The organism is Gluconobacter sp. P1C6_b (genome assembly GCF_018811945.1).
Classification (GTDB): Bacteria; Pseudomonadota; Alphaproteobacteria; order Acetobacterales; family Acetobacteraceae; genus Gluconobacter.
The window spans coordinates 1-15,774 of the sequence record NZ_JACRVU010000009.1; the positions used below are offsets into that span (position 1 = coordinate 1).

General features: G+C 63.7%; 15 protein-coding genes. 7 read left to right on the plus strand and 8 right to left on the minus strand.

The genetic code is table 11. The features are described from left to right. On the plus strand, positions 1-834 hold an 834-nt coding region (locus tag KP701_RS08105; RefSeq protein WP_215746731.1), incomplete at its 5' end, for a glycosyltransferase family 4 protein. Positions 835-838: 4 nt separating this feature from the next. Here the strand turns inward: KP701_RS08105 and KP701_RS08110 are convergent. From KP701_RS08110 to KP701_RS08125, 4 genes are all read right to left on the minus strand, one after another. Next, on the minus strand, positions 839-1,432 hold the full coding sequence (locus tag KP701_RS08110) for a DUF4339 domain-containing protein (RefSeq protein ID WP_215746732.1): 594 nt from the start codon (positions 1,430-1,432) through the stop codon (positions 839-841). A gap of 194 nt (positions 1,433-1,626) precedes the next feature. Beyond that, positions 1,627-3,942, minus strand: a complete 2,316-nt coding sequence (locus tag KP701_RS08115; RefSeq protein WP_215746733.1) for a xanthine dehydrogenase family protein molybdopterin-binding subunit — start codon at positions 3,940-3,942, stop codon at positions 1,627-1,629. Then, a complete protein-coding gene (locus tag KP701_RS08120; protein ID WP_062497722.1) occupies positions 3,935-4,411 on the minus strand; it encodes a (2Fe-2S)-binding protein in 477 nt (158 codons plus the stop codon). Before KP701_RS08120 ends, KP701_RS08115 begins: the two co-directional genes overlap by 8 nt. Before the next feature lie 26 nt (positions 4,412-4,437). Continuing rightward, positions 4,438-5,772 (minus strand): cytochrome c, encoded by a 1,335-nt coding sequence (locus KP701_RS08125; protein ID WP_215746734.1) that lies wholly within the window; start codon positions 5,770-5,772, stop codon positions 4,438-4,440. A gap of 462 nt (positions 5,773-6,234) precedes the next feature. Between KP701_RS08125 and KP701_RS08130 the strand changes: the two genes are divergently transcribed. The 5 genes from KP701_RS08130 (at position 6,235) to KP701_RS08150 (ending at position 11,993) form a co-directional block, all read left to right on the plus strand. Then, positions 6,235-7,269, plus strand: a complete 1,035-nt coding sequence (locus tag KP701_RS08130; RefSeq protein ID WP_215746735.1) for an iron ABC transporter permease — start codon at positions 6,235-6,237, stop codon at positions 7,267-7,269. Then, positions 7,266-8,048 carry an ABC transporter ATP-binding protein gene (locus KP701_RS08135; protein ID WP_215746736.1) on the plus strand — a complete coding sequence of 261 codons (783 nt, stop codon included), beginning with the start codon at positions 7,266-7,268 and terminating at the stop codon, positions 8,046-8,048. Before KP701_RS08130 ends, KP701_RS08135 begins: the two co-directional genes overlap by 4 nt. Further along, positions 8,045-9,049: an ABC transporter substrate-binding protein gene (locus KP701_RS08140; protein WP_215746737.1), complete on the plus strand. Its 1,005-nt coding sequence runs from the start codon at positions 8,045-8,047 to the stop codon at positions 9,047-9,049. Before KP701_RS08135 ends, KP701_RS08140 begins: the two co-directional genes overlap by 4 nt. 28 nt (positions 9,050-9,077) lie before the next feature. Beyond that, a complete protein-coding gene (locus KP701_RS08145; RefSeq protein ID WP_215746738.1) occupies positions 9,078-11,264 on the plus strand; it encodes a family 20 glycosylhydrolase in 2,187 nt (728 codons plus the stop codon). Between the two features lie 63 nt (positions 11,265-11,327). Then, positions 11,328-11,993 carry an HAD family hydrolase gene (locus KP701_RS08150; RefSeq protein ID WP_215746739.1) on the plus strand — a complete coding sequence of 222 codons (666 nt, stop codon included), beginning with the start codon at positions 11,328-11,330 and terminating at the stop codon, positions 11,991-11,993. A gap of 20 nt (positions 11,994-12,013) precedes the next feature. Here KP701_RS08150 and KP701_RS08155 read toward each other — a convergent pair whose 3' ends face one another. The 4 genes from KP701_RS08155 to KP701_RS08170 all read right to left on the minus strand — a co-directional run bounded on the left by KP701_RS08155 (position 12,014) and on the right by KP701_RS08170 (position 14,731). Further along, the gene (locus tag KP701_RS08155) at positions 12,014-13,087 is read right to left on the minus strand and encodes a LacI family DNA-binding transcriptional regulator (RefSeq protein ID WP_225197411.1); all 1,074 of its coding nucleotides are present in this window, start codon (positions 13,085-13,087) and stop codon (positions 12,014-12,016) included. 231 nt (positions 13,088-13,318) lie between these two features. After that, positions 13,319-13,576, minus strand: a complete 258-nt coding sequence (locus KP701_RS08160; protein ID WP_215746740.1) for a hypothetical protein — start codon at positions 13,574-13,576, stop codon at positions 13,319-13,321. A 127-nt stretch (positions 13,577-13,703) separates the two neighbouring features. Beyond that, positions 13,704-14,087: a helix-turn-helix transcriptional regulator gene (locus KP701_RS08165; protein WP_011252152.1), complete on the minus strand. Its 384-nt coding sequence runs from the start codon at positions 14,085-14,087 to the stop codon at positions 13,704-13,706. Beyond that, positions 14,084-14,731 carry a peroxiredoxin gene (locus KP701_RS08170; RefSeq protein WP_215746741.1) on the minus strand — a complete coding sequence of 216 codons (648 nt, stop codon included), beginning with the start codon at positions 14,729-14,731 and terminating at the stop codon, positions 14,084-14,086. Before KP701_RS08170 ends, KP701_RS08165 begins: the two co-directional genes overlap by 4 nt. 108 nt (positions 14,732-14,839) lie before the next feature. Here KP701_RS08170 and KP701_RS08175 point away from each other — a divergent pair, with 108 nt between their 5' ends. Then, a complete protein-coding gene (locus KP701_RS08175; protein ID WP_215746742.1) occupies positions 14,840-15,766 on the plus strand; it encodes an MBL fold metallo-hydrolase in 927 nt (308 codons plus the stop codon). Positions 15,767-15,774: the final 8 nt, after the last annotated feature.

Sequence of the window (15,774 nt, forward strand, 5' to 3'; positions counted from 1 at the left end):
GGCTATCTCCCTGCGCTGGCCTCCGAGCTGCGCAGCGGCCGTCATGATATCGTCCATACCCATCTCGGCCGTGCCTCCGCCCGCGTGAGCTGGCTGCGCCGGGCGGGTCTGGCGGGGTCCGTTCCGGTGGTGGCCACGCTGCACACCTCCTATCGCGGTCGCAGCTATGGCGCGCATGACGGGCTGGTCTGCATTGCGTCCTGGCAGCAGGAGGCCCTGCCGGAAAAACAGCGTGACGCCTCTGCGCTGATCCCCAACTGGACGGTACCTCCGGCATCAACCTGTGAAGCGCGCACGGCTCTGCGGGAGCGGATGCGGCGGGAATGGAACATTCCGGACGGCGGCGTCGTGATCGGCGCGGCGGGACGGATGGTGGAGGAAAAGAACTTCGGGCTTCTGATCCAGGCCTGGCAACAGGCGGAGCTGAAGCCCGGAACCCGTCTCGTTATGGTGGGCGACGGGCCGGAGCGTGGCGCGCTGCAACAGGCGGCACAGGGGCGTCCTGACATCATCTTCACCGGCTACCGCACGGACATGCCCGATCTTCTGGCGGCGTTCGATGCGTTTATCGTCCCCTCACGGCATGAGCCGTTCGGGCTGGTGCTGCTGGAGGCCATGGAAGCTGGATTACCAGTCTGCGCTACGGCGGCTGGGGGCGTGAAGGATATTCTGGCGGATGCGCCGGACTGTCTGGTGGCGCCGGACAGTCTGGGGGCGCTGACGGAAGGGCTGCGGCGTCTGGAAAGTGCCGTGCCGCGCCAGTGGGATATGTCGCGCTACAGGATCGGTGCGGCAGCCAGCAGGGTCGAAGCGTTTTACCGCCGGTACTGCTGAGGGCTTACAGTTCGTAGTAGCGGCGGGAGACGTAGCTGGAGAGGCCTTCGTCCGGCATGATGTGCCAGCCATTGGTGATCGCGGGAATGAACTCGCACAGGAACACCAGCACCGACAGGAAAAAGAGCAGCATGCCGTGCCCCACGATCTGGATGCGACGCCAGAAATAGAGCGGGGGCAGGAGGACCCACAGGATCGTGCCGGGACGGAAGCCCGCCGCCAGCAGGCTGCGGCGGTCCATGATCAGCGCGCAGTAGAAAATCCCCACACTGACGACCATGGTGCCGATATTGCTCGCGAACGCCGGAATGAGGCCGAATCCCTCCAGAATTCCGATCGCCATGCTGCCGAAGAACGGGCCGATCAGGCTGAGCCACAGCCAGCGGTTCGAGATCAGGCTTGCGGGAAGGGCCGGGGGAACACCTTCGGGCTGGGGCGGCCAGAACACGCAGCTTCCGGCCGGGTGCCATTCGCCGCCGAAGCTTTCGGTCCAGCACAGGGTGGAATGTCCGATGATCCCTTCCGTGACCAGGGCTTTCATCCCGTCTGCGGACACCGGCCCCTTGCGGGTGCCATGTTCTTCGTAAAACCAGCTCACAGTTCGTCCTTTTTCCGGCGGCGTATCGTCGTTCCGGCTCCTGCTGGTTCCTGAACGGCTCAGTCTCTCACGACTTTTGGGGTTTTTGGCAAGACCTATCCCGTCCGGATTATGGGATGTGGCCCTGTCGCCACGTATGAAAAAGGCCGCAGGTCCGGGAGGACTGCGGCCTTTCTCGTGATCTGCGGACTGGATCAGCTCGTATGCTGCTTCAGTTCGCGGCGGACGTCGGCAGGGCGCATCGGCATGTGACGCAGGCGGATGCCAACGGCGTTGAAGAGCGCGTTGCCAATGGCGGGAGCGACGACCGTGACCCCCGGCTCACCGAGGCCCGTGGGCTTTTCGGTGTTCTGGATGAACTCGATGTCCATATCCGGCACATCGGGGATGCGCAGCGGGGTGTAGGTGTTGAGGTTGCGGTCCTTGATCGTGCCGTTGACGATCTCGGTGCCTTCGAACAGGGCCATGCTCAGACCCCACAGCGCCGCGCCTTCGGTCTGGGCGAGTGCCCCGCCCGGATCGACGATGGTGCCGGCATCAAGCACGAGCCAGAGCTTCTGGCAGGTGATCACGCCCGTCCTGCGATCGACATGAACCTGTGCCGCACCGGCCGTCCAGGTCGGCATGCCGCGTTCCTGACCGAAGCTGGTGGCGATGCCGATACCGGTATCGGCCGGGAGCTGCTTGTTGGCATAACCGATTTTGTCAGCCAGACGCTGGAGCACGGCGGCCTGACGCTTGGCGCCACCCACGGAGTTCGGAGCCTGACCGGCGTTGCGGCCCTGCGCCGTGAACATGGACAGGCGGAAGGCCAGCGGGTCCTGCTTCGTGGAATGGGCCAGCTCGTCGAGGAAGCATTCCAGCGCCCACGGGGTCCAGCCGGCACTGACCGAGCGCAGCCAGCCGGGACGGAAGGTCGCATTGGCCAGATCGTTGCTGACGGCGCGGACGCGGGTCGGACCGGTTTCGTACCAGTGATCGGCGCCGGCGATGGCGAACGGATCGTATTTCTTGCCGTCTTCGCCCGTGGCGAGAAAGGCCGGAGCCATGACCTGCGTCGGCCATCCTGCGACCGCGACATAGTCCATGCCCACGATCTTCTTGCGGTCGTTGTCGAGCGCAACCTTGATCGTCTGGATGGACGGCGAGCGGATGGAATCCAGCTCCATGTCATCGGAACGGGTCAGGATCAGCTTGACCGGTGCGCCGCCGATGGCCTTGGACGCAAGGGCCGCGGGGATGCAGTAATCACCATTCAGACGACGTCCGAAGCCGCCGCCGAGCATGTAGGTGCGCATGACGACCTGCTCTTCGGGGACCTGAAGCGACTTGGCGAGCTGCGGCAGGATCAGGGACTGCCACTGGTTGCCGGTGTGGATTTCCCACATGCCGTCAATGTGGCGGGCCACGGCGTTCACCGGTTCGAGCTGGTAATGCGCGACCGAGGCACAGGTGTAGCTGCGCTCGAAGACCTGACCGGGATGGATGGTCAGGGCTTCGTCCACACCCTTGTCGTTGAAGACGCGGGTGCCGTTCTTCGGGTCGGCGGCCAGCTTGCGGCCGTGTTCGATGATGTCCGCCTCGGAGACGTTGATCGTCGGGCCGGGATTCCACTGGACCTTCAGGGCATCGGCGGCGCGGATTGCGGCGGGATAGGTCTTCGCCAGTGCCACGACCCAGCCCGGAACGATGCCGGAGGGATCGTCCAGCACGACGTAGCGCACATAGCCCGGGATCTTCTTCGCGGCGCTGTCGTCCACGGAGATGACCTTTGCGGCGTAGCGGGTCGGCGGCATTTTCGGACGGCCATAGACCATGCCGTCGAGCTTGACGTCGATGCCGTAGATCGCCTTGCCGGTCGTCTTGTCCGGAATGTCGAGAGCCGGGACCTGCTTGCTGATCAGGCGGCGGTTGGTCGTCGGCTTGAGCGGCAGCCTGGCCATCTCTTCGGGTGTGAAGGTCTGGGTCGGCTTGGCGCGGGCGACGATGTCACCGAAGGAGACGCTCTTGCCACCAGCGGAGACGACGCTCTCACTGACCGTGCAGCGGTCCGGCGTGGTGCCGAGGAGCTTTGCGCCCTCGGTCAGCATCACGCTACGGGCGGCGGCACCGGCCTGACGGAATGTGTCCCAGGTGTCCCACACGGACCAGGACCCACCGGTGACGTATTTGCCAGCCCATTTCGGGGCGGTGTCGACCTGCGTGATCTTGATCTTGTCCCAGTCGGCATCCATCTCGTCCGCGATGATGCGGGCGAGGGCGGTGCCGACATGCTGGCCCATTTCGGCGCGGACGATGTTGACGTTGATCGACCCGTCCGGGGCGATGGCGCACCAGATATTGGGCTCGAACGCGGCTTCCGGCGGCATGGCGGAGGGCAGGGTCGTCGCGGCGCCGGCCTTGCGGGCGAAACCGAACATCAGCCCGGCGCCTGCGGCCGTCATCAGGAAGTTGCGGCGGGAGAGGCGCGTGGCGTCGCTCTTTTTCGCAATCTGTTCGATTTTAGCCATTGTTGGCGCCTTCCTGCTGCCTTGAGGCAGCTTCCTTGATGGCCTTGCGGATGCGGATATAGGTCATGCAGCGGCAGAGGCTGCCGCCCATCACGCCGTCAATCTGGTCGTCCGTCGGGTTCGGGTAGTCCTTCAGGAGGCTTGCGGCCTGCATGATCTGACCGGACTGGCAGTAGCCGCACTGTGGCACCTGCTGGTCACGCCAGGCGACCTGCACGACGTGGTTGCCTTCCGGGTCGAGGCCTTCGATCGTGGTGATCGAGGCGCCTTCGACGGCGGAGAGTGGCGTGATGCAGGAGCGTGTGGCGCGGCCGCCCACATGGACGGTGCAGGCGCCGCATTCACCGATGCCGCAGCCGAACTTGGTGCCGGTCAGGTTCAGATCGTCACGGATGACCCAGAGCAGGGGGGTGTCTGCCGGGGCGTCGACCGTAACGGGCTGTCCGTTGAGTTCAAATTTCGTGGTCATGTCCTGTTTTCCCAGTCCTGCCCGGATCAGTGCGAAGCGTTGATGGGCGGAGCTTCGAGCGTGGCGCGCGCGCTGGCAGCCTTCTTCTCCAGATCCGTCCAGGGGGGCAGCGTGGTGCGTGTGCGACGCAGATACGCGGCGATGCGGGCCATGTCATGATCGGACAGGCCGGAATAGAAGCTCGGCATCGAGATGTGGTCCTGACCTTCCTCCGCGGTGATGCCGTGCAGCATGACCTGATAGAGGTTGTTCGGCTCATCCAGCCACAGCGCGTTGTTCAAGGCCAGTTCCGGGCGACCCAGAACGGGGTTCGGGCCGGAATTGTAATGGCAGGCGCCACAGGCTCCCTGATACAGGCGTGCGTCTTCGTCGAGCGGCTGCGGACCCGTCAGGTCACGGCCGGACATCTGCATGGCACGGGAGATCGCGGCCTGATCGCCAGCACTGCGCTGGGCAGCCTTGTCCACGTCCGCATAATAATGTGCGATGGCATGCACATCTTCCTCGGGGATCTTGGAGAGGAAGCGGTGCGGAACGGGCGACATCGGGCCTGCGGCGGAACCGTGCAGCGGGGCTACGCCGAAGCGCAGGTACTGGAACAGCTCGTCTTCGGTCCAGACGACGGGCGTCGGGTTGTGGTCGTTCAGCGGCGGGGCAATCCAGCCGTCGATGACCGCACCGTCATAGACACTGCTCATCTTCTCGGCCCCGAGAAGGTTACGCGGCGTATGGCAGGCGCCGCAATGCTCGTTGCCTTCGGCGAGGTATGCGCCGCGGTTCCACTGTGCGTCATGCTTCGGGTCGTTCTGGTAGCGGCCCGGGGTGAAGAACAGCAGTTTCCAGAAGCCCTGGCCGATCAGGCGGATGTTGATCGGGAAGGGGACTGTATTGTCACGCGGCTTCATGTGGATGGCCGGGCGCGTCATCAGATAGGCGTACAGGTCCGAGACGTCCTGATCGCTGACCTTCGTGAAATGGTCGAACGGGAACGCCGGATAGAGTTGGGAGCCGTCGCGGGCGATGCCCTTGTTCATGGCGCGCTTGAACGCGGCCAGCGACCAGTTGCCGATTCCCCATTCTTCATCAGGCGTGATGTTGGACGAAAAGATGTCACCAAAGGGTGTGGCCATCTTGAAGTCGCCGGCCAGTTCGGGGCCGGGCTTGCCATCCACGCGGGTATGACATTCCGCACAGTAGCCGCCATTCGCCACGATTTCGCCACGGCTGATGGCGTCTGCGGAGAATGACGATGCGGCTGGCCGCGCGATCGGGGCAATGGCGGGGTACCAGGCATAGGCAAGAAAGCCGATGCCTCCCACTGCGCCAAGGCCAATGACGGCGGCAGCTATCCGTTTGAGCATGCTTAAACTGTCCCGGCAGGTTTGAAATTGTTTGCCACAAAAGATGGCAGTTGGGTGCAACCTAGGGCACGGAGCCGTGAAAGGAAAGATTGCGTTATCTCAAAACCGGGTGTTTCCGGAAATAAATGTCGCCTCTGTCATGAAAATAACACAGATTTTGCGCTCTTTCAGCGTTAATACGGGATATTCTCGGTCCTGATTGCAGTATTCCCTGAGGTGGACTCTGCACGGATATGAGAAGGATATTGATGGGGTGTCGTGAGGGTCTGTTACATTGCTTCTGTGGCAAGTATGTCTCTCGGCGAATATTCTGACACCGAGTGTCAAAAGCCTCCTATGCTTCTGACGGACTTCCAGGACCTGTTCCGAGGGGAGTTCAGACCCCGGTTTCTGCCTTGGCCTATCCCCCGGTGGGGTTCTGGTGATGCGGGAAGGCTTGGCTTATGATTTCCCGGCGGCAGATTGGCCGTTCTGCCGAGAGGAAGCGTTATTTCCCCCCGTCCTGCCCTGATCCGGTCTCTCGCACTGGCCTTTGTCATCCTGAGCGTCCTGTGCGCGCTCTGCCTGGGGCGGTATCCGCTGTCGCCGCTGCGCGTGATGGGGGTATTTGGGTCTCTGCTGCATCTGTCTCCCGCGAGTGATCCCGTGGCGCAGGTTGTCGTCATGCAGGCGCGACTGCCGCGTATTCTGGCGGCGCTGCTGGTCGGGAGTGCGCTGTCCTGCGGGGGAGCGACCTATCAGGCGGTGTTCCGCAATCCGCTGGTCTCGCCCGATCTGCTTGGGGTTCTGAGTGGGGCGGCGTTTGGTGCTGCGCTCAGTATCGTCAGTGGCGGGTCGGCGGTTGTGGTGCAGATGGGTGCGTTCGGCGGCGGTCTGCTGGCTGTCGGGACGGGACTGCTGATCAGCAGGACGCTGCCCGGTGGGGGGATCCTGACGCTGCTTCTGGGCGGTCTGATCGGGAATGCGATCTTCACCGCATTACTGTCTTTGGTGAAATATCTGGCCGATCCGATGGATCAACTCCCGGCCATCGTGAACTGGTTGCTGGGCAGTCTGGCACCGAGCGGATGGCAGGAACTGGCCTGGATGTCGGGGCCGCTGATTGTTCTGACGGTGGCGCTGGTTCTGTGTGCGCCGGTGCTTGATGTGCTGTCGCTCGGGGATGACGAGGCGCGCAGTCTGGGCGTGTCGGTGCGGGTCATGCGGCCGGCGCTGATTGTTCTGGCAACGCTGGCCTGTGCCATGACGATCTCGATGGCGGGGATCATTGGCTGGATCGGGCTTCTGGTACCGCATGTCGCGCGGCTTCTGGCCGGGGCGGAGCATCGGAGCATGATGCCGGTGACGGCGCTTCTGGGGGCGGCCGGGCTGGTACTGGCCGATACCTGTGCGCGCAGTCTGACGACGGGGGAGGTCCCGCTCGGGATCGTCACGCAGCTTTTCGGGGCGCTGGCCTTCGTGCTGGTGTTGCGGCGTCTGCGGAGTGGGGTGGCATGACGCTGCTGTCGTGCCGGAACCTGGGATTTCGTCAGCCACGGGGGAATGCTCTCGTGCTGGAGGGCATCGATCTCTCGCTGGAAAAGGGCGAGCTGGTCGGGCTGCTGGGTCTGAACGGGGCGGGCAAGAGTACGCTGCTGCGGCTGCTGATGGGGTTTCTGATGCCTTCGGTCGGAGATGTTTTTCTGGAAGGGCGCTCTCTGCGGAAATGGTCGGCTTCTGCCATTGCGCGGCATCTCGCCTATGTGCCGCAAAGTCATGTCGCGACCTTTCCCTATACGGTGCGGCGGATGGTGGAACTGGGGCGTGTGCCTTATTCCGGGCTGACGGGGCGGCTGTCTTCGAAAGACCGGCTGGCCGTTGATGCCGCGCTGGAGCGGATGGGGCTGTCGGGATTTGCGGATCGTCCGGTGACGGAACTTTCCGGCGGGGAGCGCCAGCGGGTCGTGCTGGCGCGGGCCATTGCGCAGGACGCGCAGGGCCTGCTGCTGGATGAGCCGATGACCGGGCTGGATTACGGGTATCAGTTGAGGCTGATGGCGCTGCTGGCGGATCTTGCGCGGGAAGGCCGGCTTGTTATGCTCACCTCGCACCGGCCGGAAGAACTGTATGTCCGCGCAAGCCGGGTTCTGGTCCTCGATCACGGCCGGATTGACGCGGACGGGCCGCCACAGGATGTTGTGACGGCGCAACGGATGTCAGCGCTTTACGGTGTGCCTCTGACCCAGACGGACCATGCCGGAAACCGCTTTTTCCATCATGGAAGGGACGAGAAATGACACTCTCACAACTCTTGAAGCGGTTTTCGGCCCTCACGCTCCCGGCGACCCTGCTGGGCGGGGCGCTGGCCATATCCCTACCGGCGCCTGTGGCGTATGCCGCTCCGCCTGCGCGGATCGTGGAAGGCTGGTACGCGCATAATGCGACGCTTATCATGCTGGGCGCGCAGGACCGGATCGTGGGCACCGTGGCGCGTCCGGCGATGCTGCCCTGGATGTTCCGTCTGGTGCCGGAACTGGCGAAGGCGGAGACGCTGGATCCGGGCAATCTGAATGCGGAAGAACTGCTGGCGCTGCATCCCGATCTGGTATTCGTCACCAACTCGGGCCATTCCGCCGAGGCCCTGACACGCGCGGGACTGAACGTGGCTCCCGAAGGGTTCGACCGCTTCGACGCGATGCTCGACTGCGTGGACGGGACCGCGACCCTGCTTCAGACGCCGATGGCCGCCAAACGGGCGCAGGCCTATCGCTCGGCATTCCTTCAGGTCGTCTCGCAGGCCCCGACCAACCCGCAGGGGCCCCGCGTGCTGCATGTGGAGTCCCTCAAGCCGCTGCGGGTGGACGGTGATGACAGCATCATTGACCAGTGGATCCGCAGTGCAGGCGGGCAGAATGCGGCGCAGGGGATTCACGGCAACAAGCAGCCTGTTTCCATTGAGCAGGTTCTGTCCTGGAACCCGGATATTCTGATCGTCGCTGCCAATGCGGGCGATCCGGCAGCCCTGAAAAAGGACCCCGTCTGGTCGAAGCTCAAGGCCGTGCAGTCGGGGCGGGTCTATCGCAATCCGACGGGTCTTTTTCCCTGGGACCGCTATGGCCCGGAATTGATGCTTCAGGTGATCTGGGCCCGGCAGATCGTCCAGACCGGGCAGGTGGATGTCCCGGCGATGATCCGGTCGATCCGGTCTTTCTATCATGATTTCTATGGCATCACGCTCTCGGCCGATGATGCGCAGCGGATGCTCGATGCGCTTCCACCCGCTACCGATACGCACTGATCTTCCGATTTTCCGAGGAAAACCCCGTATGACGCATACCGCCTCGCCTCGCGGCCTGAGTTCTTCCCGCAGGTTTTTCCGCGCGGCGTGGCTGCTTCTTGCGGGAAGTGTGCTGGCCGGAGAACTGGGAGGAGGGCTGGGGAGTGTTGCGCGGGCGGAAGAGACCCTGCTGCCCGTGCCGCAGACTGTTTCGGTCTCCAACGGCGTCGCCTCCATTGGTGGCGGGGTTCAGATCGTATGGGATACGCGACCGTCGCCCCTGCTTCAGCGGGCGGTGGCACGGTTTACGACACGTCTGACCGCGATCGCCGGGCCTGCGGGGCATGGTGCTCCCTATGTGCTGCATGTTTCGGTCGGGCTGGACCGGGCTTATCTCAGCGTGGATGAAAAGGAGCGTTATGCGCTCACGACATCCGCCACCGGCGCACGGCTGGAGGCGGACGGACCGGCGGGTGTGATCCACGGGCTGGCGACGCTGCTTCAGCTTGTCCGGGCCACGCCGCAGGGGGCTGTGGTGGAGCGGGTTCATATTGATGATGCGCCCCGGTTTGCCTGGCGCGGTCTGCTGATGGATGTGTCGCGGCATTTCGACACGGTCGAGACCGTCGAGCGTCAGCTCGATGCGATGGAACTGGTCAAGCTCAATGTCCTGCACTGGCATCTGAGCGACGGAGCCGCCTTCCGGGTCGAGAGCCGGATGTTCCCGAAGCTCCAGACTGTGGCATCGCACGGCCAGTATTACAAGCAGGCGCAGATCCGCGAGGTCGTGGCCTATGCGGCTGACCGCGGCATCCGTGTCGTACCGGAAATCGACGTGCCCGGCCATGCGCTGGCGATCCTTCAGGCCTATCCCGAACTGGCGGCCCAGCCTCTGCCGGATGTGACCACCAAGGGCCTGAATCTCAACAATGCCGCGCTGGACCCGACCAATCCGCAGACATTGCGCTTTGTGCGCGTGCTGTACGGGGAGATGGGCGGACTTTTTCCGGACCGTTATGTTCATACCGGTGGCGATGAGGTCGTTTCCTCCCAGTGGACGAAGAATCCGGCCATTGCGGCCTATATGAAGGCGCATGGCTTCGAGACGGCCGCTGCGCTTCAGGCGGCTTTTACGGGAGAGGTCGCGAAGATCGTTTCCGCCCAGGGTCATGTCATGATGGGCTGGGACGAGGTCAGCGAGGCGCCGATCCCCAAAAATGTCGTCGTCGAACCCTGGCGGGCCTCGAAATGGACCGGGACGGCGACGCAGGCCGGGCATCCGGTTGTGGTGTCGGCGGGGTATTATCTGGATCTGCTGCGGCCGTCCGCCGCCCATTATGCGGTCGATCCGTTTGATACGAAGGCCGAGGGGATCACGGCGGATCAGCTGGCGAAATATCCGCCCAAACATCCTGAATTTTCGGTGCCGTTCGCGATGGACGAGCATGCCCCGCCGCTGGATGAGGGGCAGAAGGCGCTGGTCATGGGGGCTGAAGGCACGCTCTGGGCGGAAATGGTGTCCGAGCCGATGCTGGATGGGCGGCTGTGGCCCCGGATGACGGCTCTGGCCGAGCGGTTCTGGTCCGCGCAGGATGTACGCGATGTTTCCGATCTGGAACGGCGCCTGCCGCTTGTGATGGCGGAGCTTGAGGCGACCGGGCTGCAGGCGACGCAGCATCGGGAAGCCATGCGTGAGGCCATGGCGCCGGGGCATTCGGAGGCGCTGAAGATCCTGACCGAGGTGACGGTCCCGGTCCGCAACTACGCTCTCAACCATCTCGCTGCATCCAGCGGGGATGCGATGCTGTCCGCGCCGGTTGCGGTGACAGACCCGGATGCGTTCGTAGCTTTGCGGTTCAATGTGATGGCCGCGCGGTATGTCCGGGGCGAGCGCGCGCTTGCGGCCCCGCTGCGGCAGATGCTTCAGCGCTGGTCGGACAATGACGCGGCGTTTGTGACGGGCGCGAAGGGCGTTCCGGTGTTGGAGGCGGTCGTGCCGGTGTCGCATGCCGTCGGTCTGCTGTCGCGCGCGGGGCTCGGGGTGCTGGACGGGCGGGACGGTTCGGCCTGGCGGATGGATGCGAACCGGCTGCTTCAGGAACAGCAGGCGGCCTTTGAAAACTCGGCCAGCATGCTGGCATCCGCGCATAGCCCGCAGCCGCCGGGGGGATTGCTGATTGCGATCCTGCCGGGCCTCCGGGCGCTCCTGACGGGTGTGGCAGAGCGCGCGGAGTAAGGCATCGGCCTGTTGTTGGACCGGGGGGATGGATTTCCGGCGCCGGGCGGGGGAAAAGGGGATATGACACGTTTTCCGATCCTTCTCCTCGACTATGACGGCACTCTGGCGGAGACGCAGCCAGCCATTCTGCGTAGCCTCAAAGAGGCCTTTGATGCGGTTGGTGTGACAGCACCTTCCGCGGATGTCCTCAAACAGGAACTGACGCGGGGCGGGACGCTCCAGACCCTGTTCCAGGCGATTGCACCTAAAAGCGACGAACGCGACGCCGCTTCATTCGTGCGGCACTACCGCGCGTTCTATCCGGCGGCCGACGAGGAAGAGACGGTCCTGTTCGACGGGGTGGTGGAGACGCTGGTCGCTCTGAAGGAACAGGGAAAAACCCTCGCCATTCTCAGCAACAAGCATGCGCCTACAGTTCATGCGAGCATGGCGCGGTTCGGGCTGGAACCATTTTTCAGCGGTGTTGTGGCGTCGGAGCCGAATTTTCCGCACAAGCCCGATCCGCGCGTGATGGAAGAGCGCGTGCTTCCGCTCTTTCCCGATCTGCCGCGTTCGGCTTTCCTGATGGTGGGCGATACCGTGGCCGACCTCCAGTTCGCCCGTAACGCCGGGATCGCCTCATGCTGGGCCAGTTATGGTCATGGGTCGTCGCAGCAATGCGCCGCACTGGGGCCGGATCTGCGGATCGACGCTTTCGCGGATCTTCCGGCGGCGCTCAAGGGCTGAAGGTCTCCTGAAAGGGAAACTCAGACGGCGGGGCCGATACTGCCCCGCAGAACCAGTTCGGTGTCGAGGATGACGTTTTCGCTGCTTCCCGTGGCGGCGCTCAGCAGGCGGACGGCTTCCGTGCCTTTGCGCTCATGCGGCTGGCGGATCGTGCTCAGGTCTTCGGTTTCGGCCTTGGGGATGTCGTCGAATCCGAAGATCGACACATCCTGCGGGATGTTCAGGCCAAGCTCGCGGATGGTCTGCATGGCGCCGATGGCCACCCGGTCGCTCATCGCGAGGATGGCGGTCGGGCGCTGGGCGCGGTTGAGGAGATGGCGCACGCCCTGGGCGCCCATGTCCTCGGAATTGATCGGGATTTCCCAGGTGGGGACGTCTTCGGGCGCGATCCCGGCTTCCTGCAGCGCGAGTACATAGCCTTCAAGGCGCATGGCAATGGTGCTGTGGGCGATATTGGCGCGGCGTTTGGCGGTCAGCGGGCCGAAATAGCCGTCATGGGCTGTTTTGAGCGACAGGATGCCGAAATGCCGGTGGCCGAGATCGAGAAGCGTCCTGGCTGCGCGGTAGGCGGAGCCGCGATCGTCAATCCCGACATAGGGCACGCCGTTGAGGCGGGGCTGATCCACCACCACGAGGGGGACATTGCGCTGCTGGGCCATCATGACGCAGCGGCTGTCGGGGGCTACGGAATAGAGGATGTAACCGTCCACGGCAGCGTTGCCGAGTGAGACGGGGGCCGTGCGGTTGCGCAGGTTGCTGCCGGCGGAAATCAGGGCGAGGTCGGTTTCCAGCTCGTCGCAGGAGCGGGCGACGCCGTTGAGGACGCTGAGGACCGCGGGATCGGTGAAGGCGTAGGGCAGGTCCTCGCTGAAGAGGAAGCCCAGCGCGCCGGCACGGCCGGTGGCGAGCTGCTTGGCGGCCGGATCGGGGCCGGTGTAGCCGAGTTCCTGTGCGGCGGCGAGGATCTTCTCGCGCAGGGCGGCGGAGAGCTGACCGGGGCGGATATAGGCGTTTGAGACCGTTGTATGGGAGACGCCGACCTGCGCCGCCACGTCCTTGAGGGTTACTTTGCGGCGGTCATGCTGTCTGGTCATGGGTATGGTCTGTCCAGTAACGACACCAGACCCGTCATGTCAGATCCTGACGCTCGCAGTATGGTGTCAGTGCTCTTTGAAAAATCACTGGAATCACCATACCCATTCTGCCGGACAGAAACCAGTCACGGGCGCGGGAGGATTTACGAAAATTGAAAATTTCCTATTCGTCTTTGCCCACGGTCTCCCTCGGGTCTCTTCAAAAGCGGTTCGCGCCCGTGAGATCGCAGGTCAGTCCTGTTTCGGCTTCGGGGCGGGGGCTTTCTTGGGCTGTGGCACCGGGGTGAACATCGCGCGGCATTTCGGGGAAAGCTGGTCGATCTTCTTTTTCATGCAGGCGGTGATCTTGGCTTCGTTGGGAATGGCCAGCGTACACAGACGGATGGCGTCGCCCTGACAGGCCTGCTTCTGTTCTTCGCGGGTGGCAGCGCCTGCGGCCTGCGTCAGTGCAAATGTCAGACCGGTCAGAGCGATAAAATAACGGATCATATTCTTTCTCCTTACCTTCAGGTAAGCGTATGGGACTTTTTGCGGTTTCAGTCCCGAATAACTTTATCGCAACTACAGTTCCCCTGCTGTCTTCAATAAGGACCGGACAATTCCTGATTGAGGATTGTCAGGGGTGAAGAATACGGGCAAACCGCGCCGAGGCTGCTGGCCCGGGTGTGGTTTCCGGTGTGGGGGAAGGAAGCTCTGGCGGAAGTGCGCCGGGCTGCAGGCTCATCAGCAGGGCGCGTGCGCGGCGGGCATCCGGCGTGTCGGTCCAGCAGTAATGGATGGCACGGGATTCGCGCTGGGATTCGATCAGTCCGGCGCGCCTGAGTGCGCCCAGATGCTGGCTCAGCGTGGGTTGTCCGATGCCGGTCATGGTCTCGATCTCGCTGACGGCATGGGTGCTGTCGAGCAGGGCGGAGAGGATCATGAGGCGCTGCGGCTGGGCGAGGATGCGAAGCCATTCCGCCAGTTCGCGGCTTTTCTCAAGGGGAAGCAGGACGGTCATGAGCGCTCCCGGGGCATGGGCTGGAAGAACCATGTCGCACCGGCCTTTTCCACAGCGGCCTGTGTCTGGAGCGGGGGGGCGACGGTGCGCTGTCCCGGCTGCCAGCTTTCAGGCGTGAGCGCGCCTGCACGGTCCACTTCCTGAAGTGCGCAGAGCAGGCGCAGCAGTTCGGGAACGGAGCGCCCGACCGTGGCCGGATAGTTCAGGATGGCGCGGATGATGCCCGAGGGGTCGATCACGAAAACCGAGCGCACGGTGGCGCTGTCCTGTGCCGCGCTGTCCAGCATGCCATAGGCGCGGGCGACGGCGAGGGAGGGGTCCTCGATGATGGGGAAAGGGATCTGGATCCCGAACTGCGTGTTGATGGCCTCGACCCAGGCAAGATGCGCCGGGAGGCTGTCCGCCGAGATGCCGAGCAGGGCGCAGTCCCGCTTCTGGAACTCTTCCGCGCTGCGGGCCAGGGCGATGAACTCGCTGGTGCAGACCGGCGTGAAATCGGCCGGATGGGCGAAGAGCAGCACCCAGTGTCCGCGCAGGGCGCTCATGATGAATTCGCCATGCGTGGTTCGGGCGCTGAAATCCGGAGCCCGGTCGCCAATGCGCAGAAACGGAAGGGAGGATTCAGCGGGAGGGGATACGTTCATGATCCGGTTCCAAAAGCATCAGGGCGCTTGACATGCAATACTTACAATATTAACTTAACAGTTAATGAAAGTGTCGTAAAGGCATTCCACAGCCAGAAGGTGAACGCCATGCATGATGCAGCAGTCCAGGCCGCAACAGGCCAGATCCGGCGAACCGAGGAAGGCACGGCGCCCGCTCCCGTTGTCTGTACGTTTTTCGACGAAGCTACGAATACCGCGAGCCACGTCGTCCATTGTCCCGTCACGAAGCGTGCAGCCGTCATCGACTCTGTGCTCGATTATGACGCAGCCGCCGGTCGCACGTCCCATGGATCGGCGCAGGCGATCGTCGATTACGTGGAGCGCGAAGGTCTGACCGTCGACTGGCAGCTTGAGACGCATGCCCATGCCGATCACCTCTCCGCCGCCCCCTGGCTGCAGGAAAAGATTGGCGGAAAGCTGGGGATCGGCGCGGATATCACGCGGGTTCAGGCGGTGTTCGGCAAGATCTTCAATGCCGGAACGCGGTTTGCGCGGGACGGATCGCAGTTCGATCATCTGTTCACCGACGGCGAGACCTTCCGGATCGGGGACCTTCCCGTGACGGTGCTGCATGTTCCGGGCCATACACCGGCCGACATGGCGTTCGTGATCGGCAATGCCGCCTTTGTGGGCGATACGATCTTCATGCCGGATTTCGGAACGGCGCGGGCGGATTTCCCGGGTGGGGATCCGCGCCAGCTGTTCCGCTCCATCCGCCGTCTGCTGTCGCTTCCGGTCGAGACGCGGCTGTTCCTGTGCCACGATTACAAGGCGCCCGGCCGGGACGAGTATGCCTGGCTGACGACCGTGGGGCATGAGCGGGATTACAACATCCATGTTCATGACGGCGTGAGCGAAGAGGAATTCGTGAAAATGCGGACGGAGCGCGATGCCACTCTGGCGATGCCGCGTCTGCTGATGCCCTCCGTGCAGGTCAATATGCGCGGGGGGCATCTGCCCGAACCTGAAGCTGATGGCGTGAGCTACATCAAAATTCCCGTCAATCGCGTCTGACCTGGGCG